Origin of the sequence: Bifidobacterium sp. M3-N-101 (genome assembly GCF_023656805.1) — a bacterium.
In the GTDB taxonomy this organism is placed as follows: domain Bacteria; phylum Actinomycetota; class Actinomycetes; order Actinomycetales; family Bifidobacteriaceae; genus Bifidobacterium; species Bifidobacterium breve.
On sequence record NZ_JAMOKQ010000007.1, the window covers coordinates 131378 to 158337 of the forward strand.

Annotated in this window: 19 protein-coding genes; 7 read left to right on the top strand and 12 right to left on the bottom strand. The window is 65.2% G+C overall.

Annotated features, from left to right (window positions below; translation table 11 throughout):
* The first annotated feature begins 228 nt into the window (after window positions 1–228).
* From NBH12_RS07235 to NBH12_RS07260, 6 genes are all read left to right on the top strand, one after another.
* Window positions 229–666: a TnpV protein gene (locus tag NBH12_RS07235; protein WP_015713677.1), complete on the top strand. Its 438-nt coding sequence runs from the start codon at window positions 229–231 to the stop codon at window positions 664–666.
* A gap of 296 nt (window positions 667–962) precedes the next feature.
* Window positions 963–6062 carry a helicase-like domain-containing protein gene (locus NBH12_RS07240; RefSeq protein ID WP_250819320.1) on the top strand — a complete coding sequence of 1700 codons (5100 nt, stop codon included), beginning with the start codon at window positions 963–965 and terminating at the stop codon, window positions 6060–6062.
* 76 nt (window positions 6063–6138) lie between these two features.
* A complete protein-coding gene (locus tag NBH12_RS07245; protein ID WP_041473868.1) occupies window positions 6139–6450 on the top strand; it encodes a hypothetical protein in 312 nt (103 codons plus the stop codon).
* Window positions 6447–6719 (top strand): hypothetical protein, encoded by a 273-nt coding sequence (locus NBH12_RS07250; RefSeq protein ID WP_015713680.1) that lies wholly within the window; start codon window positions 6447–6449, stop codon window positions 6717–6719. Before NBH12_RS07245 ends, NBH12_RS07250 begins: the two co-directional genes overlap by 4 nt.
* Before the next feature lie 12 nt (window positions 6720–6731).
* Complete coding sequence (locus NBH12_RS07255; protein WP_003831760.1) at window positions 6732–8567, top strand: VirD4-like conjugal transfer protein, CD1115 family; 1836 nt, start codon at window positions 6732–6734, stop codon at window positions 8565–8567.
* Window positions 8564–9160 (top strand): helix-turn-helix domain-containing protein, encoded by a 597-nt coding sequence (locus NBH12_RS07260; RefSeq protein WP_003831759.1) that lies wholly within the window; start codon window positions 8564–8566, stop codon window positions 9158–9160. Before NBH12_RS07255 ends, NBH12_RS07260 begins: the two co-directional genes overlap by 4 nt.
* Window positions 9161–9724: 564 nt before the next feature.
* Here the strand turns inward: NBH12_RS07260 and NBH12_RS07265 are convergent.
* From NBH12_RS07265 to NBH12_RS07285, 5 genes are all read right to left on the bottom strand, one after another.
* A complete protein-coding gene (locus NBH12_RS07265) occupies window positions 9725–10942 on the bottom strand; it encodes a helix-turn-helix domain-containing protein (protein ID WP_269446235.1) in 1218 nt (405 codons plus the stop codon).
* A 36-nt stretch (window positions 10943–10978) separates the two neighbouring features.
* On the bottom strand, window positions 10979–11683 hold the full coding sequence (locus NBH12_RS07270; protein ID WP_015713682.1) for a hypothetical protein: 705 nt from the start codon (window positions 11681–11683) through the stop codon (window positions 10979–10981).
* Window positions 11684–11960: 277 nt separating this feature from the next.
* Entirely contained in the window at window positions 11961–13436 is a 1476-nt protein-coding gene (locus tag NBH12_RS07275; RefSeq protein ID WP_052790821.1) for a hypothetical protein, read from the bottom strand.
* 55 nt (window positions 13437–13491) lie between these two features.
* Window positions 13492–14031: a hypothetical protein gene (locus NBH12_RS07280; RefSeq protein WP_003831755.1), complete on the bottom strand. Its 540-nt coding sequence runs from the start codon at window positions 14029–14031 to the stop codon at window positions 13492–13494.
* A 14-nt stretch (window positions 14032–14045) separates the two neighbouring features.
* Window positions 14046–15773: a lytic transglycosylase domain-containing protein gene (locus tag NBH12_RS07285; RefSeq protein ID WP_081293746.1), complete on the bottom strand. Its 1728-nt coding sequence runs from the start codon at window positions 15771–15773 to the stop codon at window positions 14046–14048.
* A gap of 183 nt (window positions 15774–15956) precedes the next feature.
* Between NBH12_RS07285 and NBH12_RS07290 the strand changes: the two genes are divergently transcribed.
* Window positions 15957–16187 (top strand): hypothetical protein, encoded by a 231-nt coding sequence (locus tag NBH12_RS07290; RefSeq protein WP_131221391.1) that lies wholly within the window; start codon window positions 15957–15959, stop codon window positions 16185–16187.
* A 216-nt stretch (window positions 16188–16403) separates the two neighbouring features.
* Here the strand turns inward: NBH12_RS07290 and NBH12_RS07295 are convergent, their stop codons facing one another.
* From NBH12_RS07295 to NBH12_RS07325, 7 genes are all read right to left on the bottom strand, one after another.
* Complete coding sequence (locus NBH12_RS07295; protein WP_015713687.1) at window positions 16404–18788, bottom strand: VirB4-like conjugal transfer ATPase, CD1110 family; 2385 nt, start codon at window positions 18786–18788, stop codon at window positions 16404–16406.
* Between the two features lie 3 nt (window positions 18789–18791).
* Window positions 18792–19142: a PrgI family protein gene (locus NBH12_RS07300; RefSeq protein WP_003831752.1), complete on the bottom strand. Its 351-nt coding sequence runs from the start codon at window positions 19140–19142 to the stop codon at window positions 18792–18794.
* Window positions 19143–19177: 35 nt separating this feature from the next.
* Window positions 19178–20023: a VirB6/TrbL-like conjugal transfer protein, CD1112 family gene (locus tag NBH12_RS07305; RefSeq protein ID WP_003831751.1), complete on the bottom strand. Its 846-nt coding sequence runs from the start codon at window positions 20021–20023 to the stop codon at window positions 19178–19180.
* A gap of 14 nt (window positions 20024–20037) precedes the next feature.
* Complete coding sequence (locus NBH12_RS07310; protein WP_015713690.1) at window positions 20038–20274, bottom strand: hypothetical protein; 237 nt, start codon at window positions 20272–20274, stop codon at window positions 20038–20040.
* Window positions 20275–20427: 153 nt separating this feature from the next.
* Window positions 20428–23310, bottom strand: a complete 2883-nt coding sequence (locus tag NBH12_RS07315; RefSeq protein WP_052789802.1) for a hypothetical protein — start codon at window positions 23308–23310, stop codon at window positions 20428–20430.
* A 102-nt stretch (window positions 23311–23412) separates the two neighbouring features.
* Window positions 23413–26094, bottom strand: coding sequence for an InlB B-repeat-containing protein (locus tag NBH12_RS07320; RefSeq protein ID WP_052829006.1), 2682 nt, complete (start codon window positions 26092–26094; stop codon window positions 23413–23415).
* A gap of 356 nt (window positions 26095–26450) precedes the next feature.
* Window positions 26451–26873, bottom strand: coding sequence for a hypothetical protein (locus NBH12_RS07325; protein WP_052789804.1), 423 nt, complete (start codon window positions 26871–26873; stop codon window positions 26451–26453).
* Between the last annotated feature and the right edge of the window lie 87 nt (window positions 26874–26960).

Here is a 26960-nt window from a genome sequence, read left to right on the forward strand (position 1 = left end):
TGCAACGGCTCCGCGCACGCGGAGCGGACGACGAGACGATAGCCGCCGTCGCGGCCGAATACCGGGAGAACCGGCTCCGCGGACTCGGCCGACGGGATGCGAGGATCGCCGCCGAGAACAGTCTCGGAGTCGGCGCCGCCACGCCCGACGAAACCACGCCGCAACCTGTGGTAAAACGTTTCACACAATCCTCCGGCATGGAAAACAACACTAAGGAAAGGAACGACGATGGACGAGATGACATGGACCGACCCGCAGCTCAAGGCACGCTACGAGAAGAACCTCAAGGCGATGGAGCAGCGCCGGGCGGCGCATCCGGAACTGTTCAACAAGTGGGCGCTGCCGTACAAGGTGTTCACCCGCAGCAGCCTGCACGGAATCCAGAACATGCGCATCAACTGGCTGATGGACAACCATCCGCAGCAGTTCAGGGAGATGATGATGGCCAACGTGCTCGAGGAGCATCTGCGGGACATCGAGGAGCGAACGAGGGAACGCCAGGCGCAGATCATGGACCGGCTGATGGAGTCCAGGCACCTGCTCAACCGGACGGACTGCCTGAAGGCGGCACCCCAGATGACCGACCTGGACCGGCTCAACGGGATGAACGAGGCGCAGGCGGAGTCGATGAGCATGGCGATCCACGAGATCGTGGAGAGCTTCTAGCATCCCTCGACGCGCAGCGCGCGCGTTCGCCCCGCGAACGCGCCGAGGCGAACATCCGCGCGATCCGGACGCTCAAGGCGCTCGACGGGAACGGCGACGAGCCGCTCTCCGCGGAGCAGCTGGACGCGCTGCGCGGATACTCGGGATGGGGCGGATGCGCGGACGCGTTCTCCGACAAGCCCGAATGGGCCGGGCTGAACGCCGAGATCCGCGACCTGCTCGACGACGACGAGTACGCGCAGGCGCGCGCCTCCACACTGACCGCCTACTACACGCCCGGCCCCGTGGTCAGGGCCATGTGGGACGCGCTCGACATCGGAAGCACACCGATCCAGGTGCTGGAGCCCGGGTGCGGCACCGGCAATTTCATGGCCGGCATCCCGGACGACGCCCACGCGCACGTGTCCGGCGTGGAACTCGATCCGATCAGCGCGCGCATCGCGGCCGCGCTGAACCCGGACGCCACCATCCTCAACGCGGACCTCGCGGACTGCACCATCCACCCGGGATTCGACCTGGCCATCGGCAACGTGCCCTATTCGGGCGACATCAGCCTCGACTACCGGACCATGGACGGCGGCACGTCCCGTCTTCCCCTGCACGACTACTTCATCGAACGCTCGGTGGACGCGCTGCGCCCGGGCGGCGTCGCCATGCTGCTGACCAGCAGGTACACGCTCGACAAACGCTCCGAGACCATGCGCGCCGACCTCGCGAGGAAGGCCGAGCTCGTCGGCGTGGTGCGCCTGCCTTCCTCGACGTTCGCCCGTCAGGCCGGCACCGAGGCCGTCACCGACGTGCTCGTGCTGCGCAGACGCGAACGGACGCTCGACCGCACGCCCGACGAGGCATGGATCCACTCCACGCCGATCGCCGTGCCCGGATACCAGGACGTCACCGTCAACGTCAACCAGGCGGTCGCCGGCGACATGGCCGCGCACGCGGTGGGCGACATCAGACCGGTGATCGGACGGTTCGGCGGCGACTCCGACGTCGTCTTCCAGGGCGACGCGGAACAGGTCGGCGACCGGCTCCGCGAACTGCTCACCACGCAGATCGCCCACGGAAGACCGCTGACGCTGGGCGGGACGGAACCGGACGGACGGGCGGAGATCACGGTCCGGCCGGACCACGTGGCACCGTTCGAATACTCCGTCGACCAGCGCGGCGTGGTCTGGTACGGCGACGGCACCACCGTCACCGAGATAGCCCACGGCCAGGGCGACGAGGCGCGCCGACTGCGCGGCATGATCCGCCTGCGCGACCTGGCGCGCGAGCTCCAACGTCTCGAACTCGACCCCGCCCGCGTGGACGACCCTCTCGTGGAGGACAAGCGCGCCGAGCTCGACCGGGCATACGACCGGTTCGCCGGCAAGTTCGGCCGACTGTGCGACCGCGCCAACCGGCGCGCCTACAGCGGCGAGGAATCCGGCTGCCATCTCGTCATGGCATTGGAGGAGACCGACGAAAAGGGAAGGTTCGCCGGCAAGGCGAAATGCCTCTCGCAGCGGACCATCAGTCCGGTGCCGCCCATGCCCGACCACGCCGACAGCCTGGACAACGCGCAGATCACCGTCACCAAGGACTCCCCCACGGAGACCACGGCGTCCGGCAAGCCCAAACGGGTCAAGGACCAGAAGGCCACGATGGCCGCCATCGAGAAGGCCAACGCGATCCGCGACGCGTGGAACCAATGGGTGTTCAAGGACCCCGACCGCGCGCAAAGGCTCACCGCCCTGTACAACCGCAGATTCAACGGCATGCGGCCCCGCCACGTCGACGGATCCTACCTGACCACGCCCGGCATCGCCCACGGCGTCGCCCTGCGTCCGCATCAGAAGGACGCGGTGGCCCGCGCCCTGCGCAGCGACGAGGGGACCCTCATCGCGCACGTCGTCGGAGCCGGCAAGACGTTCGAGGGCGTCGCCCTCTCCCACGAGGCGAAACGTCTCGGCAAGGCGTCCAAGCCGATGCTCGTGGTCCCCAACCACCTCGTGGACCAGTGGGCCGGCGACGTGCTCAGGCTCTATCCGGCCGGACGGGTCCTCGTCATGGACAAGGACGCGCAACGCAACCCCGAATCGGTGAGACGCTTCTGGGGCCGGGTCGCCACCGGCGACTGGGATGCGGTGATCGTGCCGGAGAGCCGGTTCAGCCAGCTGCACGTCAGCAAGGAACGACGGCTGAGGAACATGCGCGCCCGCGTCGACGAGTTCGCCCAGGCCGTCGAGGCCGCCGCCAAGGCCAGAGGCGACAAGGACCCCACCGTCAAACGGCTGGAGGCGGCGCGCAAAAGCGCCGAGACCGCCATGCAGCGCCTGCGAGACGGCAAGGAGTCGCGCGACGACAAGGCACTGGCGGGCATCGAGTTCGAATCTCTTGGCGTGGACATGCTCATCGTCGACGAGGCCCACCACTTCAAGAACCTCGGCGTGCCCGTCGCATCCGCCGACCTGGGCATGCAACTGTCGTCCGCCGCGAAATGCGAGGACCTGCTCGACAAATGCGAATGGCTGCGCGAGGCCAGGCACGGAGGCAACATCGCGTTCATGACCGGCACGCCGGTCTCCAACTCCATGAGCGAGCTGTACAACATGCAGCGCTACCTCGCGCCCGGAACCCTCAAGGCCCAGGGCCTCGACACGTTCGCCGCATGGGCTGGCGCCTACGGCCAGGTAGTACCCACCGTGGAACTGAAGCCCGAAGGCAACGGATTCCAGGTCAAGCAAAGGTTCGCGCGCTTCCAGAACCTGCCCGAACTGATGAACGCGGTGAAGCAGTTCACCGACATGATCACCAACGACGACATCCAGCTGCCGCTGCCCGAACTGGAGCAGGTGCCCGTCCCCGTGCCCATCACCGACCGCCAGAAGAAGGAGATGGAGGAACTGTCCGACAGGGCGGACCGCGTGCGCGACGGCGACGTGCCGCCGGAGGTCGACAACCTCCTGCGGATCACTGGCGACGGGCGAAAGATCGCCCTCGACCCCAAGCTCCTCAAAGGCCACGAGAACGACCGCCCCCTGGAGAACGGCAAGATCCAGGCATGCGCCGAGAACGTCGTCCGGATCTGGCAGGAGGAGACGCCACGCCTGGGCACGCAGCTCGTCTTCTGCGACTCGAGCACGCCCGCGTCGGGCGGATGGAACGCCTACCAGGACCTCAAGGACCGCCTCATCCAATTGGGCGTGCCCGCCGAGCAGATAGCGTTCGTGCACGACGCCGGCGACAACCCCGCCAGACGCGAGCAACTGTTCGCCAAAGTCAGATCCGGCGAGATCCGCGTGCTGATGGGAAGCACCCAGAAGCTCGGCACCGGCACCAACGTGCAGGAACGCCTCGCCGCGATCCACGACCTCGACTGCCCATGGAGGCCCGCCGACCTGGAACAGCGCCTCGGCCGAATCCAGCGCCAGGGCAACACGTACGACCACGTGCGCGACTACCGGTACGTGACCAAGGGCACGTTCGACGCGTACAGCTACCAGACCGTGGAACGCAAGCAGCGGTTCATCAGCCAGCTCATGAGCTCGAAGAGCCCCGCCCGCGAGGCCGTGGACCTCGACGCCGACGTGGTGACCCTCGCCAACATCAAGGCGCTGGCCACCGGCGACCCCGACATCCAACGCCGCATGACATTGGAGAACGAGATCAACCAGCTGAAGCTCCTGCGCGCCTCATGGGCGCAGCAGAAGGCCGACACCCGCAGGGACATCAACCAGCAGCTCCAGCCACGCATCGAGGGGATCCGCCAGGCGATCCGCGAGAAGACCGACGACAAGCCGCTCGCGTCCAAGGCCCTGAGCATCCACCAGACCGCACGCATGAACGGCAAGTGGGAGGGCATGACCATCAACGGCCGGCCGGTCGGCGACCGGCAGACCGCATGCAGGCTCCTCCACCAGGCCGCCCACCAGGCGCACGACGGGGACACGATCGCCGAATACGACGGACTGCCCGTCATCGCACGCAGGGCGGCCACCACCGGACGGATCACCCTGGCCGTCAAGGCCGTCCACGAGCACGAATCCGGTACCGAGATGCCCGGACCCTACCTGACCGGACCTTCCAGCATCGTCAGCCAGCTCGACCGGATCGTCAAGAACATGGCCACCGACCCCGGCAAGCTCACGGAACGGCTGGCGGACGCCGAAAGGGAACTCGCCGCCGCGCAGGAGACGCTGGCCGAACCATTCGCCCAAGAGGACGAGTACCGGCAAAAACAGGCAGAACTCGAACGGCTGACGTCCAAACCCGACGAACCCCGGGAGACGGAAAGTAGAGACCAGGAAACCAAGGAAAGGAGCGCAGGAATGCCATTGACAACGGAAAACGCCAGACGACTGCTCGAACAGGACCACGACGTCACTGAAGTCACCCAGGGCGGCAACGCCATGGGCCACTACCTCGAAGCGAGGCTCACGGACGGACGCGCCGTGCAGATCGACTTCCACGACAACCCCGCATGGAAAGACACGGACCGTCTGGCCGGCCGGATCGAGGTGTCCTACGCCAACCGGCCACAGGCGGAATGGCAATACGACGACAACGACATGGCCGACCGCGAACACACCGTCATCGACCCGGCCGACCCAGCCGCCGAGAAAACACTCGCCAAGGCGGTGGAGGGCTGGGAACGCGCGGGCGGCCTACACACGGCCCGCGCAGCCGGGACGAGCCATCTGGCCGCGAACCAGCCGCCGGAGGAATACGCCTACCGGTGGCGGAAACCCGGGGACCCCGACAGGCACATCGCATACCTGAGCACCGCCTTCGACCGCGACCAGGCGATGAAGGCGAGGGAGGACGCCGGATACGTCGTGACGAAGGTCGAGGAGGACCCGGCCATACTCTACGAGCAGCACCGCAAGGCGTCCTGCATGCGCGCGAGACACATTCTGGAACGATACGATTCCCCCGACCCGGCCGCGGTCGGGATCCTGCACGGAATCGTGGGCGAGGTCAACGCACACGACCCCGAGAACGACATCGCCGCATACCTCACCTACCCGTCAGACAAGGCGGTCCAGCTCGCCGGCGACGGCCTCACCGCCGCGGACATCGCGGAGAAACGCAAGATGGGCGGATGGAACCCGCAGACAGATCCGCTCATGCTCATCAACGAGCAGGGCGACTGGACGGGCGTCACCCAGCAGCAGGGCGACTGGACGGGCGTCACCCAGCAGCAGGCCGACCAGATCGTCTGGGACAACCGCGAGGAGATCCTCGAGCGCGCATCGGACGACAACGAACTGTCAACCTGGACGCTGAGCCGGCTCGACCAGCTGAAGGAGCACGAGCCGGACCATGCCCTGGACCGCGACCAGCCGGAACCGGAACACCAGGCGCCCGCACGGGAGCAACCCGCGCCCAGGCGCCACGGACTGGGACTGTAGTCCCACACCCACCGCAGGGGGCGGCGCGCGGCTTCGCACGCCGCCCCTCACCTTATGCAAACGACAGGAGGAACGCATGACAACGGAGGAACATCCCACCATGGAGCCCGTCATCTGGTTCGAAGGCACTCTCATCAGGGACCCGCAGCCGCACGGAGGACAGTACGACTGGCTGCTCGAAACACTGGCCGACGCCGACGGCGACGCGCCGAAGATCACCATCCGGGCCAGAGGCGCAGAGCACTCGGCGAACATCCGCGACAACGCGCACAAGGGATCCCGCCTCATGGTCAAAGGCGGCGCGGGCGACGAAGGATCCGGCATCGACATCGAGGCCACGAGCCTCGCGTTCGACCCCAGCCACGACGAGCCGGACGGGAAGCGATGACACGGACCACCGTCAGCGGCATCAGACCGGACAAGACCGGTACCGGCGAATGGATCGACATCAACAGTCACGTCGGCCGGCTCATGTCCACGCTCATGGCAGACGGCCGACCATTCAGCATCGACGCCGACCCGGCCGGCATGACCATCGTCACGCCCCTCCCACCCCCGGCAGCCGGCCCGGACGAAGGGCGGATCACCAGCAGGAAGACGCTGTACGAGCGGTTCAAGACCCGACTCAACGAGAACCTCGACGAAAGAAAACAATAGAAAGGAACAACCATGGAACGAATAAGAGGAATCGCCATCAAGACACTGACCATCCTCGCGGGATTCTGGATCGCCGACCTCGCGGCCGCACGCATCCAGGCCGGCATCGCCGCCGGTGAAAGCATGGAACGAATCATGGACGGCATGACGACCATGCTCCAGCACCCGACCGCCCTGGGATTCGACCGGACCAGCCTCCTATGCGGACTGGGCGGCGCGTGTGCAGTCGGCCTGTTCCACCTCTACCGGTGGAGCATAAGCCAACGCAACTGGCGAGAAGGCGAGGAATACGGCTCCGCACGCTGGTCCACCAGCCGGGAGATGGCCCCATACACCGACGGCGACACCAGGCAGAACCTCCAGATGACGGCCACCGAGGGCCTCAGCCTCGACGCCCCGGCCACGCGCCGAAACCTCAACACCACCGTGATCGGCGGATCCGGTTCGGGCAAGACCGCCACGCACGTCATCCCCAACATCCTCAAGGGCAGCATGAACTACGCCTGCACCGACCCGAAGGGCGAGCTCTACGCGAAGACCGGCGGAGACTTGGAGAAAATGGGCTACACGGTCAAACAGCTCGACCTGGTGGACCTGACCAGCGAGACGAAATTCAACCCCATGCGCTACATCGACCCCACGAAACCCGACGTGGCGATCATGCGCCTGGTCACCAACATCATGGACAACACCAACGGCTCCACACCCAAGGAGCACCAGACCGACGACTTCTGGACCAAATCCGAACGCAGCCTCCTGACCGCGCTCACCGCGTTCGTCTACTACCTGCCCGACGACATCCTCAAGGACTGCCTGAACATCGACTCCGGCCAGACCCTCAACGCCGTGGCCGACATGCGCGACCTGCTCGAAGCCAGCGAACAGGACGAGACCAAGGAAAGCCAGGTCGACGCCGTCGCCCGGACCGCCACGGAGATCTACGACGAGACCCGCGCCGAATGGGAACGCGAGGGCGCAAACCACGACGACCCGGACCTGCAGGAGGCATGGCGGCTCGCCCAGGGCCTGAAGTTCGCCGCCCGCCAGTACCGGCCCTTCACCCAGGGCGCCGGAGAGACCAAGAAGGGCATCATCATCAGCCTCGGCGTGCGCCTCGCCCCACTGACCGTCGGACCGGTCCGCGAGATCCTCTCCGACGACAACCTCGGCATCGACCGGATCGGCGGATACCAGGACGAGCACAAGGGCGGATACAAGCATCCCAACGGGAAGACGGCCATCTTCCTCGCCCTGCCCGACGAGGACCCGACCTTCAACTTCCTCGCCGCGATCTTCTACCAATGCCTCTTCGACAGCATCATCCGCCGCTGCCGCACCTACCCCGGCGAATGCCTCGCCACGCCACTGCACTGCTTCCTCGACGAGTTCGCCAACGTGGGACGCATCCCCAACTTCGACAAGCTCGTCGCCACGATCCGCTCGCGCAAGGTCAGCGTCAGCATCATCCTCCAGACCATCGCCCAATTGAAGACCATGTACAAGGACTCGTGGGAGACCATCGTCGGCAACTGCGACAGCGTGCTCTTCCTCGGCGGCAACGAGCAGTCCACCACCGAATGGCTCAGCAAGCTGCTCGGCAAGGAAACCATAGACATCCGCACCACCAGCGACTCTAAGGGCGTGTCCGGCAGCCACACCACCAACTACCAGCGCACCGGACGCGAACTGCTCACGCCCGACGAGCTCGCGCAGTTGGACAACGACAAATGCATCTACAACCTGCGCGGACTCCACCCGTTCCTCAGCCGCAAGGCATGGCCCGGAACCACCATCGCCAAACCGAAATCCACGCTCAAACACTCCGAGGGATGGAGGAAGGCCGCATGACCAGCGAACCATCCGCCACCGAAACGGCGTCAACCGGGCAACTAAGCGCACTCAACATCAACGTCGGGGCAAACGTCACAGAGCTTCGCGAGAACAAGCACCTAAGCATGTACGACGTCGCGAAAGCCATGAAGAAGCTCGACCACAGCTGGAGCAAGACCACGTTGTTCAACATCGAACACAACTCGCGTCGACTCCAAGCCGTGGAAGCCTTCGATCTGCTGAGGTGCATGGGCTACCGTCCGGAAACAGACCTCATGTTGCTGTACCGCGACTCCCCCTCACAAGTCGACCTTTCCATTGAAGATTGCGCATTCGCTGGCCACAAATGCGAAGTCTGCTGGAGCGAATACCGGAAATCACGCGAACTTGCGGAAGCCAGCCTCGATGAAGCCACCCAAGCCGGCACCATTACCAAAGAGCGTGCCGATAATTTGAGAATCAACTTACGAACATGGGAACAATCGTTCCAAGAGCTCATACAAGAAAATCGAGAGGCAGACGGCTCCGACTGCCATCCTCTGACCGCGGATCCGGAAGCCGGCAGCTTCATAAAAAAGGTTGACGCCATTGCACCAGCGCCAACCCGATGAATATCCCGTCTCCTACGCGTCTCTCAAAAAACTCATTGAAGGCTAAGCATCCGTACTTGGAAAGTATGAGGTCGCGTCAATGGGAGTTGACGCGACCTCAAAGAACCCATATCCATACGCGCTGCTGCTGGAAAACCGGCGCGAGACAAAAGGAACCTTACAATGATTGATTGTAACAAATAAAGAACAGTAATGGAAGCCCAATTTGGTGGCGGAAGCTCCTCAAATCGTTGGAATTATCCATTTTTACAGTATTTGCATTCTTCGCTCCATTTCGGTCATGCCGACCATCGCCAGCAGTTGCCTGTCGCGTTCGCTGAAATCGCTCATGGTTTTCCCCCCCATCGATATGCGGGCGCGCGAACCTTGAAGGCGGAGCCCGCCCCGCCTTCAAGGCCAGCCTGGATCCATCCCGATACGGAAAGAGCCCCCTGGTTTGAGCACTGTGAGTAGGCTTAGAAGGCTGCTGTTATCCACCATGCTATGCATGTCCTCATATTTTGAAAAGCCCGCGGCGCGTCCCGACCATGCTATGCATCCCAGGGCGATGCGGGTCTGTCGCACTCAGCCGACGGGAATGCGCTCCCGTTCCATGCCATGACGGACACGGTCGCTGGCGACCGATTCGATTCGGTCCTCGACGAAGCCGAATTCCATGCCCTCTTCAACCAGGCCGTCGGACCAGCAGTCAAGATAGCGGAACGGGATGGCGAGCTTGCCGGCCGCGTCGAAGGAACTGATCGCCTGCTCTCCGCCGATGCTTGAGCCGACTCCGAAAACGGCCTGGATCATCTGCTTGAGCAGCAGCGGATGCTCCTCCCCCACATTGACGGGTTCCTGTTTGCGCCATCCACGGCTGGACAATTGGATCTGCAAGGAACGATACCGTTCGGCGCTGATGATGTCCAACGTACGGGCCCGACTGATTGAAGCGGCAATTGATACTCCCCAACCCGATTTGACTTTGAGGAAGTCGCTTAACGTAGCGTTCCTCCGGATGGAGCGCGACATGTCTTCGGCGGACAGCAGCAACGCCCCCGCGAACAGATGCGCCTCACGCTCCATCTGCTGCGGTGTATCGGGCCTGCGGAACCGATGCAGTATGAGATGTCCCAGCTCATGCGCCTTGGTGAAGCGCTGCCGGTCGCCGCCGATGCGTTTGCCGGCGGAGTATCCGATGCACGGCATTCCCTCATACTGCGGATATGTGATGCCCTCGCTCGTCAGCCTTGTCTTCCCGTCATCGCTTCCGCCTGTGGTTTTCATCGGAGCCACCACGATGCCCTGCCTCTCCAGGCTACGGGTCAGATTTCCGACCGGGCCGATGGGGTCCAGTCCCATGCATGTCCTCGCCCGATTGGCGATGGAATCGATTTCGGAACCGGAAAGGTCTGTCTTGTGCGGGGCGATGTCCCGGATCCATGCGGGTTTGCCGGCAGGCATGCCCAGAAGACCAGCCAGTCGCGACACCGTGGCACATAGCTCGGAGTACTCAATCGAGACGGCAGCCAGCTCTCCCATGCTGGATTTGCTGGTCTTGCGGTACGTGACCGCCGTCATGGGCAATATGGGATCCTCACGTGTGAAATACGCCATTGGGAAACCCAGCGCCGCGGCAATCGCTCTGGCTTCGTTTTCCTTGAAGACGATAAAGCCGTTCTGCAGCTTGCTGAGTTTCGATTGGGAGATGTGAGAACGCTCGGACAATTCCCTTTGAGTCATGCCTTCCAGATGACGCGCCTGAACGATTCTTTCAGCGTTGTATTCCGTCATGGCTTTCATCTCCCATCAGTGGCGGAGCAATGAGGGAAGCCCATTCTATTGTTCCGTCCGAATCTCAATGTTCTCATTCTCGCTTGCGTCGTCGAAAACGAGGTTGGGCAGCAGGTTGTCGTCGTTGTCCTCTATAGGGGTGAAGTCCTTTACCTCCACCGGCTTGTCAAGCAGATCCAGACTGAAATCGTATTTCTTGGCCGGTCCCGCGTACGCGTACGGCATGACGTCCAACGGCCGGTATGCCGTGACCGAAATGGCCTTATCCGTTTCCTGCCACGCCAGGATCAGTTTGGTGTCGCTCAGATCCGGAGACACCTTGCCGTCGGGCGCGAACAGATCGTCCTGCGAAACCCTTTTGAGGGCCCCGGCCCCTTTGCAGGTTGCCTGCATGTAGTATGCGCGGGACGCTTTGGTGGCATTCGTCTTAGGCAGCTTGCCCGTCACCGGATCCACGCGGCGCAGAATCGCGCGCAGACCGGACGAGCCTTCTCTTAGGTGAAGGTATCCGCATTTGTCGGAAAGCACCCAGCTTTCGTCGTTCCAGATTCTCGCGCAGCGCTGGTTGATCAGACGCGGCATATTCGCATTGTTCTGATTGTCCCAGAACAGATCCGACGGATAGCGATCCAGTAGATCGGCCCTTGCCGCGTTCAGGGTTTCGTACAGCTTCGGGGCGAGGTCCTGCAACGAGTCGGTGAGGGCATGGGCCTCGTCCAGCTTCTTGAACTGTTCCGGCAGATAATACACAACCGCTCCTTTTTCCGCGCCGTAAGTTCCTAATGGAATATTTTACACCCTTATGTAACATTTCGGTATATCGGCATTTCGGTATATACCGATAGCAGCCATCGCCGTCAAAACGAAAAAACGGCTAAACGTGGCCGGCAATACGAACCAGCCGCGTTTAGCCGCGTAACTGTCGCCAATGCGACGATTGAGCGGTCTACAATGGCTCGGAAACAATGATACGCGGATCAGGGAGCATCCGCCAAAGGAAGCTCGTCCATCACCTATTCTTTCGTTCTCAGCCGACGGTCGCGCCGTCGGTGCCTGATGGCTTCGACGGGGTCGACGGCGCAGGCTGCGGGGTCGGTGTGGATGGCGTCGATGGGGCCGATGGCGCGGGCGTGGTGGTTCTTCCGGTGGTTCCCCCGTAGGTCCGGCCGGTGGTGCCGCCATACGTGGAGCCGCCGCTGCGGCGCGTGGTCTGGCCACCCGTGGACGGCACGGACTGCTGGGATTGCCGCGCCTGCTGCTGCGCGGCCTGTGCCTGGGCCTCTTCTTCCTTGGCTTTGTCGTCGTCCTGCTTGGCCTTGATGGACCGGTTCACCTTGTCCATGGCTTTGCGGATGGCGTCCGCGTCGCGGCTCTCCATCGCCTTGGCGAGGTCCGTGCGGGTGCTCTCGTCGGCGACCTTCCCAGCGGATTCGTCGTGGAGTTTTTTCGCGTCCTTCACGGTTTTGTCGAGGATGGACCGGTTCATCTTGTCCATCGCGTCGCGCAGCGCCTGGGTGCGGCGTTTGTATTCCTTGCCGGCCGTGGAGACGCGGCCGGTATCCGGGTCCGAGACGGGGCATGAGGGAAGCTTCGGGATGGCCTTGCCGGCGAGTTTGTCGAGGGCGTCGAGGGTGGATTGGTCCGTGACCTGGTCCTTGCCTGTGGCGGATGTGAGCCGGCGGGCCTTTTCCACCGCCTGTTCCAATGCGTCCCGCTGCCGGCCGGCCGTGTCGTGCGCCTGCCGGCAGTCGGCCGTCGCTTGGGCGAGCGTCCGCCGGGCCGTCTCCTCGCCGTGGTGGCGGGCGAGCATGACTCCCCCGCCGGCCATGAGTCCGACGGCGAGGAGTGCGGCGACGGTGATGCCGATGGCCTTCCATGGGATCGCGCGGCGCACCCTGACGTCGGCGAAGGGGTCGGTGTCCGTTCCGTCGTCCATCGGTGGTTCGGTTTCCGCCGGTTCCGGCAGGGGCGGGATGTCCATGGTGGACGGCTCGGTGTCGGCGACCCGTTCGAGCGCGGCGAAGTCGTCGTCGGCGTCGTCCAGGGCCTCCCGCATGGTCTCCGGTTCCGGCTCCTCGCGACGGTCGGGGTCCGGGGATTGCCGCCCGGCGTCCTCTTCCGGCTCGGGCGGGGACGGTGCCGGATCGGCGGCGAGACCCTCCTCCGATGCGAGGGGCACGGATTCCCATCCGTCGGTGGATCCGACGGGGTCGGCCGCTTCCGGCTCGGCCCCGTTCTCCGGCGGCAGCGGAGCGGCCGGTATGGCGACGCGGCGGCGGCCGCGCATGGATTCGGGCGGTTCCGGCGCGGCACCGGCCGTGTCGAAGCCCTGCTCCTGCGCGGTGCGCCACCAGTCAACGAGTCCGGGCCACGCGTTTGGATGTTCGGCGATTAGGCGCATCCATGGACGCCAACCGGGCTCGTTGGCCATGGCGTACAGCTGGTCGACCGTAAGCTTGGGGCTGAGAATCGGCTCACCCGTCTTCCTGTCGATCCTGGTCATTCCTCTCCGCCCTCGTCTTTGATGAGGACTGGCTGATCCTGTTCGTTTGCCTTCATCACTTTTGTTCCTCTGGTTTGCCTTCATGCACCCGGTATCCGCCTTCCAATGGGCCCTTGACCGCCGCGCATCGCCAGCCGTCGTCAGTGAGCGTGTAGTCAAGCACCCAGGATGCCTCCAGCCCGGTGGATACGGCGCATGTCGCCACCCGCCGCCCCGTGGACACGGGGAAGCCGGTGAACTCGGTCTCGGGCAATGGCTGCGGGGCTATGGATGATGCCGGTATGTCGAGGCCGGCGGCATCCGGCGTGAAGTATTCGCCTTCGAGTTGGCCTCGTTCGTCGCCCATGTAGACGCCGAGCGCTTTCGGCGCGAGGTCGGCGCACGGATCATCCTCCGTCGGCGTCGCCGGCTCGGTCTCTTCGTCTCCAGCCGTTTTTTGTCCGGGTTCGGTTTTCGTTCGCGGCCGGGCGACGGTGCTTTGCGTGTCCTCCGCGGTTCCGTTGCCGGCGCATATCACCGCGACGTTTCCTCCCAGGATGAGGAGCGCGACCGCAAATCCCGTCGCGGCGATGATCCTGTTCCTCTTTGGTTCCATGCTTGGTTTTCCTTTCAGTGGATGTAGCGGACGCCATTTCCGGCTGCGGCCAGTTGGGAGGCGCTGATTTCGCGTGTGGATACGACGCCGAGGCCAAGCGCGTTGGACTCGCTGATCAGGATCGACCCGTCCCCGCGGACCTCCTCGACCATGGCGACATGCCCGTAGTCGGCGGACGCGCCCAATACTCCCGGTTGGAACACGATGACGCTGCCGGCGGATGGGGAGCCGTCCACCGTGTAGCCGGCCGACGCCGCGGAACCTGCCCATGTGGCGGCGTTGCCCCACCCTGGTATCGGTTTTCCTATGTCGGCTCTTCTGGTCGCGGCCCACCAGGTGCACTGCCCCCATGGGTATCTCGTGTCCGGCGTGATGCCGGCCGTGGACACGATGCCGCCGGAGACCGTCAGTTTCGGTTCGAGGGAGCCGACCGTGCCACCCTCGGCGGTCCCCGTTGCGGTGTATTTGGTCGCTGCGAGTTCCTTGATCCGCCGCACATAGTTGATGGTTTCCTCGAAGGGCGGCACCATGCCGTATCTGAGCACGCTGCCGAGGCCGGCGTTGTACGCCGCGAGGGTCAGCTCCAACGTGTCGCCGGTCAGTTTCCCGGACTTCTTGGCCGTCTCGACCTGCGAGGCGAGGCCGCACATGTAGTTGCCCTGGCTCCAGATCGCGTCGTGCGGGTTCCAGATGTCGGCCTTGCCGTCTCCGTCGCCGTCCTTGCCTGCGGACGCCCAGGTGGACGGCATGAACTGTGCGATGCCCTGCGCTCCGGCGGAGCTGCCGGCCTTCGGGTTCCAGTTGGATTCCTGTTCGATCTGGGCGGCGATGATGCTCGGCGTGACGGTCGGGCAGATGGATCCGGCGCGGACCACGTCGGCCTCGTATTCGGCGGGCACGTTCGCGACGCCGGTGGATTCGCTGGCGCTGGATCCCAGGAACGCGCCCATGACGGCCAGGAGCACGCCGAGCACCGCGATCATGGCCGCGATGATCGGCAGGACGGGGAGGCTGATGGAGGCGGCCCCGGCGGCAATGCGGGACGCGGCCGCACGGACGAGGTTCGCGGCGGCGCGGGCCACGCGCGCGCCCGTCGAGGCGGCGGCTCTGACGCCGCGCACGGCCCTGGAGGGCGCGTGGCGGTGACGCCAGATGAACCGGGCGGACGAGGTGACTCCCCTGACGCCCTTCCGGACGGCCTTGAAGGTCAGGTCGCGTGTGGCGTCGCCCAGCTGCGACGCGGGGTCGTCGTCCGCGGCGGTGATCCGCGCGGATGCCTCGTCCATCCAGTCCAGGCCGGTCGAGCCGAGGCGTTTGACGCCCCTGCCGGCCTTTTTCAGTCCCCCGCCGACATGTTTTCCGATGCGCCGGCTCGCCTTGCCCTTGGCGGCGAACCCGCCGATGCGGGCGCTGGGCTTCGCGTCGGACAATACGATTGGTTTGCCGGCGCGTTTCCTCGCGTCGGCGACGCGTTTGGCCCTGGCCGCGCCCGGTTTGCCTTTCCGCAGCGCCCTGTCCAGCTGCCTCGCTGTCTTTTCCTCGGCCTTGTATACGGCGACCATGGCTCGTTGGGGACGGGTCATGACGTCGCGGGTCCGTCCGGCCGCATGGCCGACGGCGTACGCGCCCGTCGCGCCGGCGGCCATTGAGGCCCTGGCGGTCAGTTCCATGGCGGTGTGCCCCATGGTGTCGGCGATGTCGGTCCGGTCGACGCCGGCCTGCGCCGCGTTGGACACCGTCATGGTGGTGGCCCGGCCCAGCCGGTCGCGCAGGCCAGTCCCGCGACGGACGCGGATGCTGTCCGGGTGCGGGGCGACGGCATGGGCGCGGGCCGTGGCCGTCGTGTATCGTGTCGGCGCGACGCCTCGGAAGGCCCTCCGTCCTCCCGCCGTCCCGGTCCGGGTCGTCCGGTCTGTTCCCGCGGCGTGGGCGGTCCTTCGCCCGTATCCGCCGTGCAGGTGGTATGGGCTTCCGGTCCGGGCGTATGCGGTGTGCCGCGCGCCTGTCCGGGTGGCCGGCACGCGGGTCCGGCTACCGGTGATCCGGTATCGGTTCGACGTGTGGTCGTGCCGCCGTATCGGTGTCGTCGCGGCATGCGATTGCGTCTGGACGGTGTACCGGCGATGGCGGTGGGACTGGCCCGCGCCGTCGTATGACGCCCGGACCGGCTGCCGTTGCTGACGGCGTTGGGTGTATTCCGATCGGTATGGGGCCGCGGTGGCAGGCGACGGCTCATACCCGTGCCACGGGCCCGCCGCCTGTGGTCGGCGGCGGGCGGTCTGCCGCCACGCGCCGGCCGTGTCGACGCGGCGCGTGGCCCGGTAGGCGGAGCGTGCGCCCGCGTGGCGGGCATGGGCCTTGCTCATGATGCGCTACTTTCCTTCCTGGAAGCTGGTGGAGTACAGCCGGTAGAGGTCGCCTCCCGATGGGATGCGTCCGTCGAACGGGACGAAGGCGCTGCCGATCTTCATGAGTCCCTGGCCGGGCAGTACGCCGGTGAAGTACTGGCGTTGCTCCTCGCTCAGGTTCAGCAGCTCGCACAATGCGTCCGCGTCGGTGCTGTTCTGGCTCAGGAGCATGAGGAAATCGCTGTTGGACAGCATCTCGCGCGCGTCCTGCAGGTCGAGGATCTCCTCGACGTTCTGGGTGATGCCTGTGACGCCGAGCCCGTATTTGCGGGCACGCTTGTAGATGTCCTTGAACTGGGCGGCTGAGTACTGGTTGGAGAAGAAGCGGTGGAACTCGTCGACGTACAGCCAGGTGCGGCGGCCTGCGGCCTTGTTGCGGATCACGCGGTTCCACACCTGGTCGATGACGACCATCATGCCGAACGTGCGCAGCTCGCCGGACAGGCCGGACACGTCGAACACGGTGAACCGGTTGGAAAGGTCGACGTTGGTCTGCCCGTTGAAGCCGCTCATGCTTCCGGTGATGTACGGGTTGAGCGCGTCGGCGAGGTACCGGCCCTCGTCGTTGCCGCATGCCTGGAGCTCGTCGTGCAGGTCCTGCAATGTGGGCTGGGTGACGCCGCCGCCCTGGTTGCGGTAGCGCGTGTACAGGTTGCTGACGCACTGGTCCACCAGGCCCTTCTGGAGCGGGTCGAGTCCATCGATGCCTCCGATGAGCGCGCCGACCATGCTCACCACGTTGTTGGTCTTGTCCTTGACGGGGTCGGAGGCCGCGTCGTCGTCCAGGACGATGTCCATCGGGTTGACGCGCGTGCCGGTGCCGGCGCTGATCTGGATGATCTGCCCGCCGAACGCGGCCGCGAGGGCGAGGTATTCGCGTTCCGGATCGATGACGATCACCTCGTCGTCCCTGTTGAGGAACATGCCGGCGATCTCCTGTTTGACGGTGAAGGACTTGCCGCCGCCGGACGTACCGAGCACGAACCCGTTGGAGTTCATGTGGCTGCGCCGGTCCGCGAGGATCGGGTTGCCGGAGCGGGCGTTGCTGCCATAGAACAGACCGTGCGGCTCGAAGACCTCCTGCGTGGTGAACGGGATGAGGATGGCCGCGGAATTCGTGGTCAGGGTGCGTTTCATCGGCAGCGGGTTGTTGCCCAGCGGCAGTTCCGCCGTCAGCCCCTCCATCTGCATGAACTTGAGGCTCTCGGCCGTGCACGACTGGGCGTTGACCTTGGCCTTCACGTTCCTGCACGCGACCTCCAGCTCCTCCTGGCTCGCGGCGGACACGCCGATCACGATGATCGAGTCCACGAGCCTCTGGTTGGTGGTGCGCAGCTCGTCGCGCAGCTGGCCGAGCTGCTCCTGCTGGTCGGCGAGGTCGTCGGGCAGGTCGTCGGGGTCGAGGCCCTGCTTGCGGTTCTTGCGCCGCTGGTCCATGACCTGCATCTTGATCTCCGCGTTCTTGCGGCGCACGAGCGTCATGCTTTCGCCGCGGTCCATGGGCGCGAGGTGGATGCTCACGTCGACGCGGGCGCGCAGGCCGGTCAGGTCGTTGACCAGCTGGTCGCTCAGTTCCGGCGGCAGACCGGACACCCACATGGTGCGGTGCAGGAACTTCGACTCCAATGATTCGATGTCCAGTTGGATGGGGTTCCTCGCGTCGATGCTCCACGGGCATACGAGGTCCTTGGTGTCGGGCTTGCCGGGCGCGTGCTCGAACCGGCGTTCGTTGAACCGGAACTCCTCGCCGGGGCGGAGCACCTCGGCCATGAGCCTCAGACGGTGCTCGCGGTCGAGGCGCGTGGCCTTGCACGCGTCGATGGAGCGCATCTGGCTGACGAGGTTGTTGCACAGGGCGTTCAGGCTCGCGACGGCGGCCTGCTCGTCGCTTTCGCGGACGGTGACGGTGAGGGTCTTCACTGTGCTGGTGTCGCGGCTGACGGATTCGAGCTTGCCCTGGGCGAGCCGGTTGTAGTCGAGCCGGTAGTGGTCGAGGCTGTCGCCCTGTTCGTCCATCATCACGTCGGCGAGGATCTCCCGCACGCCGCGGGATCGCGTGTAGGAGGCGATCTGCACGCTCTGGCCGGCCTCGAAGCTGTTGATGAGCTTGGCCCACCGGTCGATGATCTCCATCTGGTGGGATTCCGGGCTCAGTTGGTAGTTGATGTCCTGGAAGAGGATGGTGGCGCTCCACCGGTCGTCGCCCAGGCTGGCGATTCCGCTGCGCAGCATCGCGTCGTAGCCGATGAGCTGCTTGACGCCCTTCGGCAGGTGCGTCGCCTTCTTCCTGCGTTCCCTCGTCCTGGCCTCGGCCGCGGCCGGGTCGCGGGTCTTCTTCTTGCCGAACATTCCTCACCTTTCCTTGATCGTTGGTTTCGCGCCGGTGCGGTAGGGCCCGCCCGGACCGTCGAGCAGGTATACCTCGCGCTGTGTGTAGTGGCGCAGGATGTATTTCAGGTATTTCTCGGGCATGAGCCCCTTGGGCCTCACCCATCCCCATACGGCCACGGGCAGGCCGGGCGGGAAGATCAGGTACATGGCGAGGTTGGGGTCGACGTCCAGGCCGAGCCACAGGCCGACGTATCCTCCCCCGCACACGACGGCGAGGATGACGGCGGCGAGGCACTGCCGCCAGCTCATCCCCATGAACACCTTGCTTTCGATGGTGGTCAGCTCCCTGTAGACGGGCATCTGCAACGCCATGATGATTGCTCCCCTTCCGTGGATTGCGTTGTGCTTTATTCGCCGCCGAAGAGCTTCTTGGCGACGGAGTTGGCCGCCATGACGATGCCGATGAGCATGACGCTCGCCAGGAGCAGGCCGGTGAAGTTGTCGAGCACCCAGCCGGAGAGGCTGTCGCCGTCCTTGTACTTGCTCGGGCTCAGCGTGCCGCCGACGAACGTGCGGTACATGAGTATCGCCAGGTAGAGGGTGGCGCACTGGAACACCAGCGACGCGTACTGCTTGAAGTAGTTGACGCCCCATTGGCGGGTCTCTTCCTGGGCGATGAAAGCGATCGGCAGCGGGTTGAACGCGGTGAGCATGTAGATCTGCACGAACCGCAGGAGGATCACGACGGTGACGACGATGGTCGCTCCCTTGGAGACGAGGAACGGGATGATCAGCAGGATCAGGCACGGGATCTGGCCGAACGTGCCGGCGGAGTCGATGGCGTCGCGCATGCTGTCGCCCAGGCCGAGGCCCGATGCGGACCCCGCGGTGGGGGCGGCGGTGTGGATGCCGCCCAGCACGCCCTCGCCGATCTCGTCGATGGCCTTGAGCATGAGTTCGCTGTGCTGTGCGGCGGTGAACACGAGCACGAGCTTGAACATCGCCATGGCGACGAGCTTGACGCCCAGCTCGCGGTCGCCGTCCGCCCTGGTGCTGACCCTGGCGAGCTCCAGGACGCACAGGATCGCGAGGATCGTGCTGGCGATGGGTTTGACGGCCGTGCCGGCGATGGTCAGGCTCAGCCTGTACATGCCGGCGTTGTATTCGGCCGGGGTCTTCAGCAGGTCGGCCACGAGGTCGTCGCCGACGCCGGACCCTATCGAGTTGAGGATGCCGACGATGAAATCGACCATGCGTGGCCTCCCGTCTACAGGGCGAGGGTGGAGAACAGGGCCGCGGCGGCGATGATCAGGCCGCCGCCGACGACCTGCCAGACGCCGGACTGGGTGGCCGGGCCGTTCTGGTCCTTCAGGCCGCCGGCCAGGGTGATGACGCCCCATACGGCCCACAGGCCACCGCCGATGATGGCGAACTGGCTGAACAGCTGCAGGGCGCTGGTGACCACGCCGCTGGATCCGGCGGCGAGGGTGATTGTCTCGGACATGATGGTTCCTTTCGACTAGGTTTCCGATGACATGCCCACGGTACGGCCGTGAACGGCGGCCCGGTTTGGACAAAAGCGAGGGTCCCGGCCGGCGCGGTTGGGCGTCGGCCGGGACCCCGGTGTGTAAGACGGTCGGGAATGCTCGTCTATCGTCTATTCGGCGACCTGTCCGCCGGCTTCGCCGGCGTCGCCGTCGGACGGGGCGTCGTCGGACGGGGCGTCGTCGCGTTTGCCGCGACGCAGACTGCGGGTCAGGCCCGCAGCCAGGCATGCGACACCGGCGGCGAGGAGCACGGCGACGACGCTGATCAGGCTGGACGTGTTCACGCCCGTGCTGGCGAGCCCTTCCACGGTCGCGCCGTCGGTGCCGGAGCGGTTGAGCGCCAGGGGCTTCTCGCCGACCTTGAGCGCGTACGTGGCCGTGGCGAGGCCGTCGGCGCTGGTGGCGGTAATCGTGGCCTTGGCGCGGTCCTTGTGGATGATGACGCCCATGCCGGTCGATTTGTCGAAGTCGGCGGACGCGGTCCAGTGGTCGATGTTGTCGACCTGCGTCTCGTACTCGTGTTTCGCCGGGTCGAAGCCGCCGATGGCCCTGCCGTCCACGATGATGGCCGTGATGGCGGCCTCGTGCGTCGCCTGGGTGAGGTAGGTGACGGTGAACGTGGGCGCGGGGCTGGCGAGGGTCACGCCGTCAGGTGCGAGGATGTTGAGCGTGTATTTCCAGGTCATGCCCTTGACCTTCGATTCGGAGACCTGCACGGTCTGGCCCTGCCTGCTCGCGTAGGCGAACGTGCCGCCCTCGGGGATGGTGTAGTCCGTGTCCTTCACGGCGCGGTATTCGCCATTCAGAATGTAGCCGTGGCTCACGAGCGTGGTGTCGTCGCGGCTCGCGGCGGGCGTGTGCCCGTCGGGGTCCTTGGCGGCTCCAGGTTTGAACGCCTCCTCGGCGGTCGGCGTCTCGTGGTCGCGGATCACGGTCACGCTGTATGTGCGGGACTGGCCGTCGGCCGAGCTTGTGGTCCAGTATTGGGTGGTGGCGTAGCCGGCGCGTCGCACGTCGCCGGCCTTGACGGTCACGTCGTCGGATGCTTCGGGCAGGATGTACGCGCCGGGGTCGTTCGCGCCGATGCGGATCGTGTAGTCGAGCACGTCGGGGTCCCATCCGTCGATCAGCGTGCCTTTGCCGGTCTTGCCTGTGAGGTTCACGTACAGGCCGGTCAGGCGCGCGTGCGGGTTGGAGGCCGTGGGCTTGGCCGTCTCGAAGTTCACGGTCACGGTGTAGGTCACGCCGTTCAGGGTGGTTTTGAGGATGCGGCTCGCGTTCGCGCCGAGGGTCGGGGCGATCGGCGTGCCCTCGCTGACGTCGGCCTTGTCGCCGGCGGCGCTGGTGTGGCCGAGGGTGTACTGGTCGGCGACGGCGTCGGCGGGCATGGTGATCGTGTACTCGTGCTTCGACGGGTCGAAGCCGCCGATGTCGTGGCGGCTGGTGGTGCCGTCCGGTTTGCGTTGGATCAGGCTCAGTCCGGCGACGTGGCCTTCGGTGCGCGAGGCGGTCACGTATACGATCCAGTGCTGGGTCCGGTCGGTGCCCGCGACCTTGACGTCGCCTTCGACGCGCCCCTGGCGGGTGTACGTGGTGGTGGTGTCGGTCGTGGTGGTGCGCACCTGGTCGCTCCAGGTGACCTGCACGCTCTGGCCGTCGATGGTCACGTCCGCGTCCTTGGGCTGGTTCGCATGGTCGAGGCTCACGGTGACGGTGGCGGACAGGTATCCGCTGCCTTTGGTGAAGCCGATGGCCTTGCCGTCGGGGCCGGTCGCCTTGACGCGCGTGCCGATCGTGTACGAGTAGTCCTGGCTCCAGGTGGCCGTGCGGTTCCCGTTCGGCACTGTGCCCTTGTAGTGGGCGGTGCCGGTGGCGCGGGCCACGCCCAGGTCCTCGTCCGTCAGCGTGGCCGGATCGTCGGTCTGGATCCTGGGGATGGTGGTGGATCCGAGTTTGCCCAGGGTCGGGTCGTTCGAAGTCAGCGCCACGGTGTCGCCGGGCGCGGTGTCGCTCGTGTCCGGGGCCTTGCCGTCGTAGCCCTGGCCCTTCTCGTGGGAGAGCGTCGTGCCGTCCGTCTTCCAGATGATCGTGTCCAGGTTGCCGACGGCTTCGGCGAGCCGGTCGCGCATGGCTTCCATGGCCTCGTCGGTCGCGCCGGTCCGGTCGAGCTCGCCGGCCTGGTCGATCGCGCCGGCCAGGTCTTCGAGGCTCTTGGCGGTGTATTCGCCGGCGCCCTGGTCGTATGCCTGGCGGGCCGCGCCGATGGCCTGCGTGAGGCCCGTGTGGTCGGTGTCTCGTTCGGCGGTCAGGGTGGCCTGCCATTTCTGGCCCTGGATCTCGCCGGAGGCGGTGCCCTCGCGCACGACCTTGCCGTCCTTGAGGGTGGGTTCGCCCCATGTGATCTCGTGTTTGGACCCGTCGGACAGGCCGATGTTCTTCACGGGCGGCTCGTTGTTGTCCTTCAGCGTGAGCGTGCGCCCGTAGGATGCCTGCCATACGCCGTCCTTCAGGGTGAACGGGGTGCCGTCGCTCAGCGTGGTCGCCGTGCCCGTGGTCCAGGTGGCGGGCACGTGGACGGCGGGGTGGCCGTCCTTCGCTTCGGCGGTCAGGATGCCGGTTCCCGTGGTCACGCCGAGGTTGGGATGCTCCTCGGCCGCGTCGGCGAGGGTCAGCGGGATGGTGGTGCCGTCGGATCCCTGCACGCTGGCATTGTCGGGGCGCTTGTCGAACGTGGGCAGGGACTGTCCGTCGGGCAGGGTGAGCGTGCCCTTGTCGTCGGCCGTGAGGACGGCGCCCATCAGCGTCCAGGTGGTGGTGTCACCGGCGTTTGTCTGGTCCTTGTCATCCGCGCCGTTGCCGGATGCGGATGAGGATGGGGCGGAGGCGGATCCGTCCGCGGCGAGGGCGGCCGGGGGCAGGCCCATGCCCGCCAGCAGCGTGGCCGCGGCGATCAGCGTCGCGGCGGGTTTTTCGAGACTATGTGGATTCTTCATCTGGATTTCTTCCTTTAAAGATTCGGTGGGAAAGGGAAAGAGCGGGTCCCGGCCGCGGTTCACATGGCCGGCCGGCCCCGCTCTTTCGTCAATCGGCCTATGTCAGGCGTGGCGTGCGTGGCGCTGCCGGCGCAGGATCATCAGGCATGCGCCCAGCAGGGTGGCCGCCGCCATGCCGATGGCGATCGGCGTGATGCCCGCGCCGGTCTTGCCGAGCTCCTGCAACGCGGCGGGGGCGGCTGGACAGCCGTCCTTGGCCTTCCACTGCGCGTACAGGATGGTGGTGCCGGTGAGCGGGTCGAGTTGGTCGCCCTTCTGGTAGGTCTTGCCCTTGCCGTCCTTCTGGGTGTTCCAGCCGGCGAACTCCTTGCACTCGTCCTTGTTGGTGAACTTGTTCTCGGAGGCTTCGGGAGTGTCGCCCACGTGGCCGTCGTAGCCTGGGGTCTGGCCCTCTCCGCCGTTGGGGTCGTAGGTGACCTTGGCGGGGGTCTTCGCGTTGCTCACGTCGCCGATGTTCACGGTGGTGTGCTTCGCGTCGATGGTGACGGTGATCGGCGCGCTGATGGGGTCGTGGCCTTCGGGGGCCTTGGTCTCCATGAGCTCGTATTCGCCCCAGTCGAGGCCGGTGAGCTTGAACGCGCCGTCCTCCCCTGCCTGGTCGAGTTCGCCGTTGTCGGTGATGGCGGTCGGCTGGCCGCCCTTCGGGGTGAGGGTCCATTCGCTGCCCGCGAGGACCTCGCCGGAATCCTTGTCGGTCTTCACCCAAGTCAGGGTGCCGGGGATCCGCTTCCATTGCGCGTACAGGACGGTGGTGCCGGCCGGCAGGGTCAGCTTGTCGCCCTTCTGGTAGGTCATGCCCTTGCCGTCGGCCTGGGTGTTCCAGCCCTGGAAGGTGTAGCCCTCGTTGGTGAAGCCGTTCGCCGCGATGGTCGCCTGGTCGCCCTTCCAGCCGGTGTGGCCGGCGGTCTCGCCGGTCGCGTCCGGCGAGTTCTTGTCATACACGAGGTCGGCCTTGCAGGCGGGGTCGCGCTTCCACTGCGCGTACAGGGTGATGTCGCCCTTCAGGGTGACCGCCTGCTTGTCGGTGTACTTGGTGCCCTTGCCGTCCTTCCGGGTGTTCCAGGAATCGAACAGCCAGCATTCCTTCGAGAAGCCGTTGGGCGTCAGGGTGGTGGTGTCGCCCTGGCCGCCCTTGGTGTCGTCGGTGGTGCCGGTGCCGCCGTTCGGGTCGTAGTGGATGGATGCGGGGATCCGCTTCCATTGCGCGTACAGGACGGTGGTGCCGGCCGGCAGGGTCAGCTTGTCGCCCTTCTGGTAGGTCATGCCCTTGCCGTCGGCCTGGGTGTTCCAGCCCTGGAAGGTGTAGTTGGCGTTGGCGAACTTGTTCGCGGCGATGGCCTGCTCGCTGCCGGCGGGCGCGGTTACCGCGTCCTTGCCCATATCGCCGGTCGCGGTCTCGGCATTCTTGTCGTATTGGAGTCTGGCGACCTGGACGGGGATGACGGGCTTGGGCAGGGTGCTTGTGCCGGTCGCGCCAGTGTTTGGGCTGGTGTGGGTGACGGTGTTGGTTCCGGTGTTGGAATACCAGCCGTGCTTGCCGGCGGACAGGCTGCCGGTGTCCGGGTCTCCCGTGTCGGGGCCGGGCTGTCCGGCGACGGCCTGCTGGAGGACCTTGTCAGTGGGTTTGACGGGGATCGTGACCGTGACGGTCTGGGAGCCCTTCAGCTGGTTCAGCAGTCTCACGCTGATGCGGTTGTTCGCGTACGTGTACTCGTAGTCCTTGCCCTCAACGAGGGTCGTCGCCTTGCCGCCGTCCGTGCTCACGCCCACGCTCAGGCCGGGACGGCCCTTCGTATCGGTGGAGACCGGTTTGACGTTGCCGCTCAGCTGGTCGGTCAGGGTCACGCCCTTGGCGAAACCGCCGGTCATCAGCTCATTTTCGACGTTGGATTCCAGGTCCTCGGAGACCTGGTCGCCGGTGGAGGAGAATTCGGTCTTCGCCTTCGCGCCGAACACGTCCTTGCTCAGATGCTCCAGCTTCGACAGGTCCTGGTTGTCGCGCTGCAAACCGATCGATGTGAAGTTCTGGATGTGGTCGCCGTACGAGGCGGCGAACTCCCTCACGCGGGACAGCGCGTGGGAATAGGCTTCTTCTTCTTTGTAGCCATCCGCGCCAGCCCATGTGTTGGGGTGTCCGTCGCTGAAGAAGAACACGTCCGTGGGCAGCTGCTCATGCGCCATCACGTTCGACGCACCGTCGAAAGCGGCCTCCCAGTTCGTGCCATACTCGGAGCCATAGAAGACGCCGTTATGAGTAGTAGTAGTAGTAGTAGAGACGGGCACCATGATCCTGTCCAGGTCCGCCGGGTTGGTGCTGTGGGTCACCACGTTCTCGTATCCGTCGTACCAGACCGATTCCTTCTCCTGCGCGCCGCCGGCGAACAGGACCACGCTCACCTGCACCTGGCCCGTCGCCATCAATCGTCTGCCCAGGCCGCGGACCATGTTCGCGATCTCGTCGTACTCGCTCTGGCCGACCGACCCGGTACGATCCAGGACGAACAGGGCGTGCTCCTTGTTCTTCGCGTAGTCACGGCCCGTGGCCGACAGGTTCACGTCGAACACGTTCGGCTTGTCAGTCGCGGTCACCGTCTTCGATGCCGTCAGGCCGGGCTCGTCGGTGTCGGCGGCCAACGCGGTGCCGGCGACGACGCCGCCGGTCAACAGGGTCGCCATGGCGGCCGCCGTCGCGGCCATCCGGCTCAACCATTTCCTCTGCTTCATAGGAATTCCTTTCAAGCGCCCGGATCCCTTCCGGGCATACAACTCCCATGAAACACGCTTCCGACACACCCCGGTTTGGACATCGGCGGAAACCCGAGGACAGGACCCTCCAATCGGTGTCCCAGTCCGCAAGCATCAGTTTGGACATAGAAAAATCCCCGTACCGGAGAAGCCATTACGGGGATCAGAAAGAAAACGAAAGAATCAGCCGATTGGATAGAAATACTTCCCGTCACAATTCGGATCGACGGTTAATGCGTCGACGGTATTCGCGCTCCTCAATCTCGAGGATCACGCCCGTGCGCGAGAGACAGGACCTCTCCCCCGGCTCCGGCGCAGCGTTCTTTTCGTTCATCTCATTCCTCGTTTCCGTCTTTCCATATCGTGCGGTCGCGCTCCCATTCCCAGTCGTGCCGCTCATCCTGATACCGCTTCCATTTCTCATGCTCGGCGTTCTGCCTTCTCTCGATGGCCTCTCGTTCCATGGCGCGGCGTTCGAGCATGCTCGGACGCACAATCAGCCACTCGCACAGTGCGCCGACCAGGGCGCAGCCGACCATGACTGCCACGGCGTCCCACTTCACGCCCTTGTTGTTGATGAGATCGGCGATCTGGAACATCGCGAGTATCACGAACAGTATGCCCGCGATCTTCAGCACGATCTTTGCCAGGAAACGTATCGGATGCGACAGGAACTCCAGAACCACGCTCAGGACCATCAACACGATGAACGCCATCAACACGATTCCGACTACAGTCAGCGGATTGCTCATGTCCATAGCCAACCCCCTTTAATATCTCTTCTCTGGATCGATTTTACGCGGTCGCGCCGTGTGCATAGCATTTCCCGGGTTCTAAATAGAAGT

What these genes read in the sequence shown, in the direction of transcription:
- NBH12_RS07235 (WP_015713677.1), top strand. Translation starts at nt 229, where the DNA reads ATGGACGAGATGACATGGACCGACCCGCAGCTCAAGGCACGCTACGAG.
- NBH12_RS07285 (WP_081293746.1), bottom strand. Translation starts at nt 15,773, where the DNA reads ATGACGGTGTCCAACGCGGCGCAGGCCGGCGTCGACCGGACCGACATC.
- NBH12_RS07260 (WP_003831759.1), top strand. Translation starts at nt 8,564, where the DNA reads ATGACCAGCGAACCATCCGCCACCGAAACGGCGTCAACCGGGCAACTA.
- NBH12_RS07265 (WP_269446235.1), bottom strand. Translation starts at nt 10,942, where the DNA reads ATGAAAGCCATGACGGAATACAACGCTGAAAGAATCGTTCAGGCGCGT.
- NBH12_RS07310 (WP_015713690.1), bottom strand. Translation starts at nt 20,274, where the DNA reads ATGTCCGAGACAATCACCCTCGCCGCCGGATCCAGCGGCGTGGTCACC.
- NBH12_RS07300 (WP_003831752.1), bottom strand. Translation starts at nt 19,142, where the DNA reads ATGGCGTTGCAGATGCCCGTCTACAGGGAGCTGACCACCATCGAAAGC.
- NBH12_RS07240 (WP_250819320.1), top strand. Translation starts at nt 963, where the DNA reads ATGTGGGACGCGCTCGACATCGGAAGCACACCGATCCAGGTGCTGGAG.
- NBH12_RS07325 (WP_052789804.1), bottom strand. Translation starts at nt 26,873, where the DNA reads ATGGACATGAGCAATCCGCTGACTGTAGTCGGAATCGTGTTGATGGCG.
- NBH12_RS07315 (WP_052789802.1), bottom strand. Translation starts at nt 23,310, where the DNA reads ATGAAGAATCCACATAGTCTCGAAAAACCCGCCGCGACGCTGATCGCC.
- NBH12_RS07280 (WP_003831755.1), bottom strand. Translation starts at nt 14,031, where the DNA reads ATGGAACCAAAGAGGAACAGGATCATCGCCGCGACGGGATTTGCGGTC.
- NBH12_RS07250 (WP_015713680.1), top strand. Translation starts at nt 6,447, where the DNA reads ATGACACGGACCACCGTCAGCGGCATCAGACCGGACAAGACCGGTACC.
- NBH12_RS07320 (WP_052829006.1), bottom strand. Translation starts at nt 26,094, where the DNA reads ATGAAGCAGAGGAAATGGTTGAGCCGGATGGCCGCGACGGCGGCCGCC.
- NBH12_RS07275 (WP_052790821.1), bottom strand. Translation starts at nt 13,436, where the DNA reads ATGACCAGGATCGACAGGAAGACGGGTGAGCCGATTCTCAGCCCCAAG.
- NBH12_RS07305 (WP_003831751.1), bottom strand. Translation starts at nt 20,023, where the DNA reads ATGGTCGATTTCATCGTCGGCATCCTCAACTCGATAGGGTCCGGCGTC.
- NBH12_RS07295 (WP_015713687.1), bottom strand. Translation starts at nt 18,788, where the DNA reads ATGTTCGGCAAGAAGAAGACCCGCGACCCGGCCGCGGCCGAGGCCAGG.
- NBH12_RS07255 (WP_003831760.1), top strand. Translation starts at nt 6,732, where the DNA reads ATGGAACGAATAAGAGGAATCGCCATCAAGACACTGACCATCCTCGCG.
- NBH12_RS07245 (WP_041473868.1), top strand. Translation starts at nt 6,139, where the DNA reads ATGACAACGGAGGAACATCCCACCATGGAGCCCGTCATCTGGTTCGAA.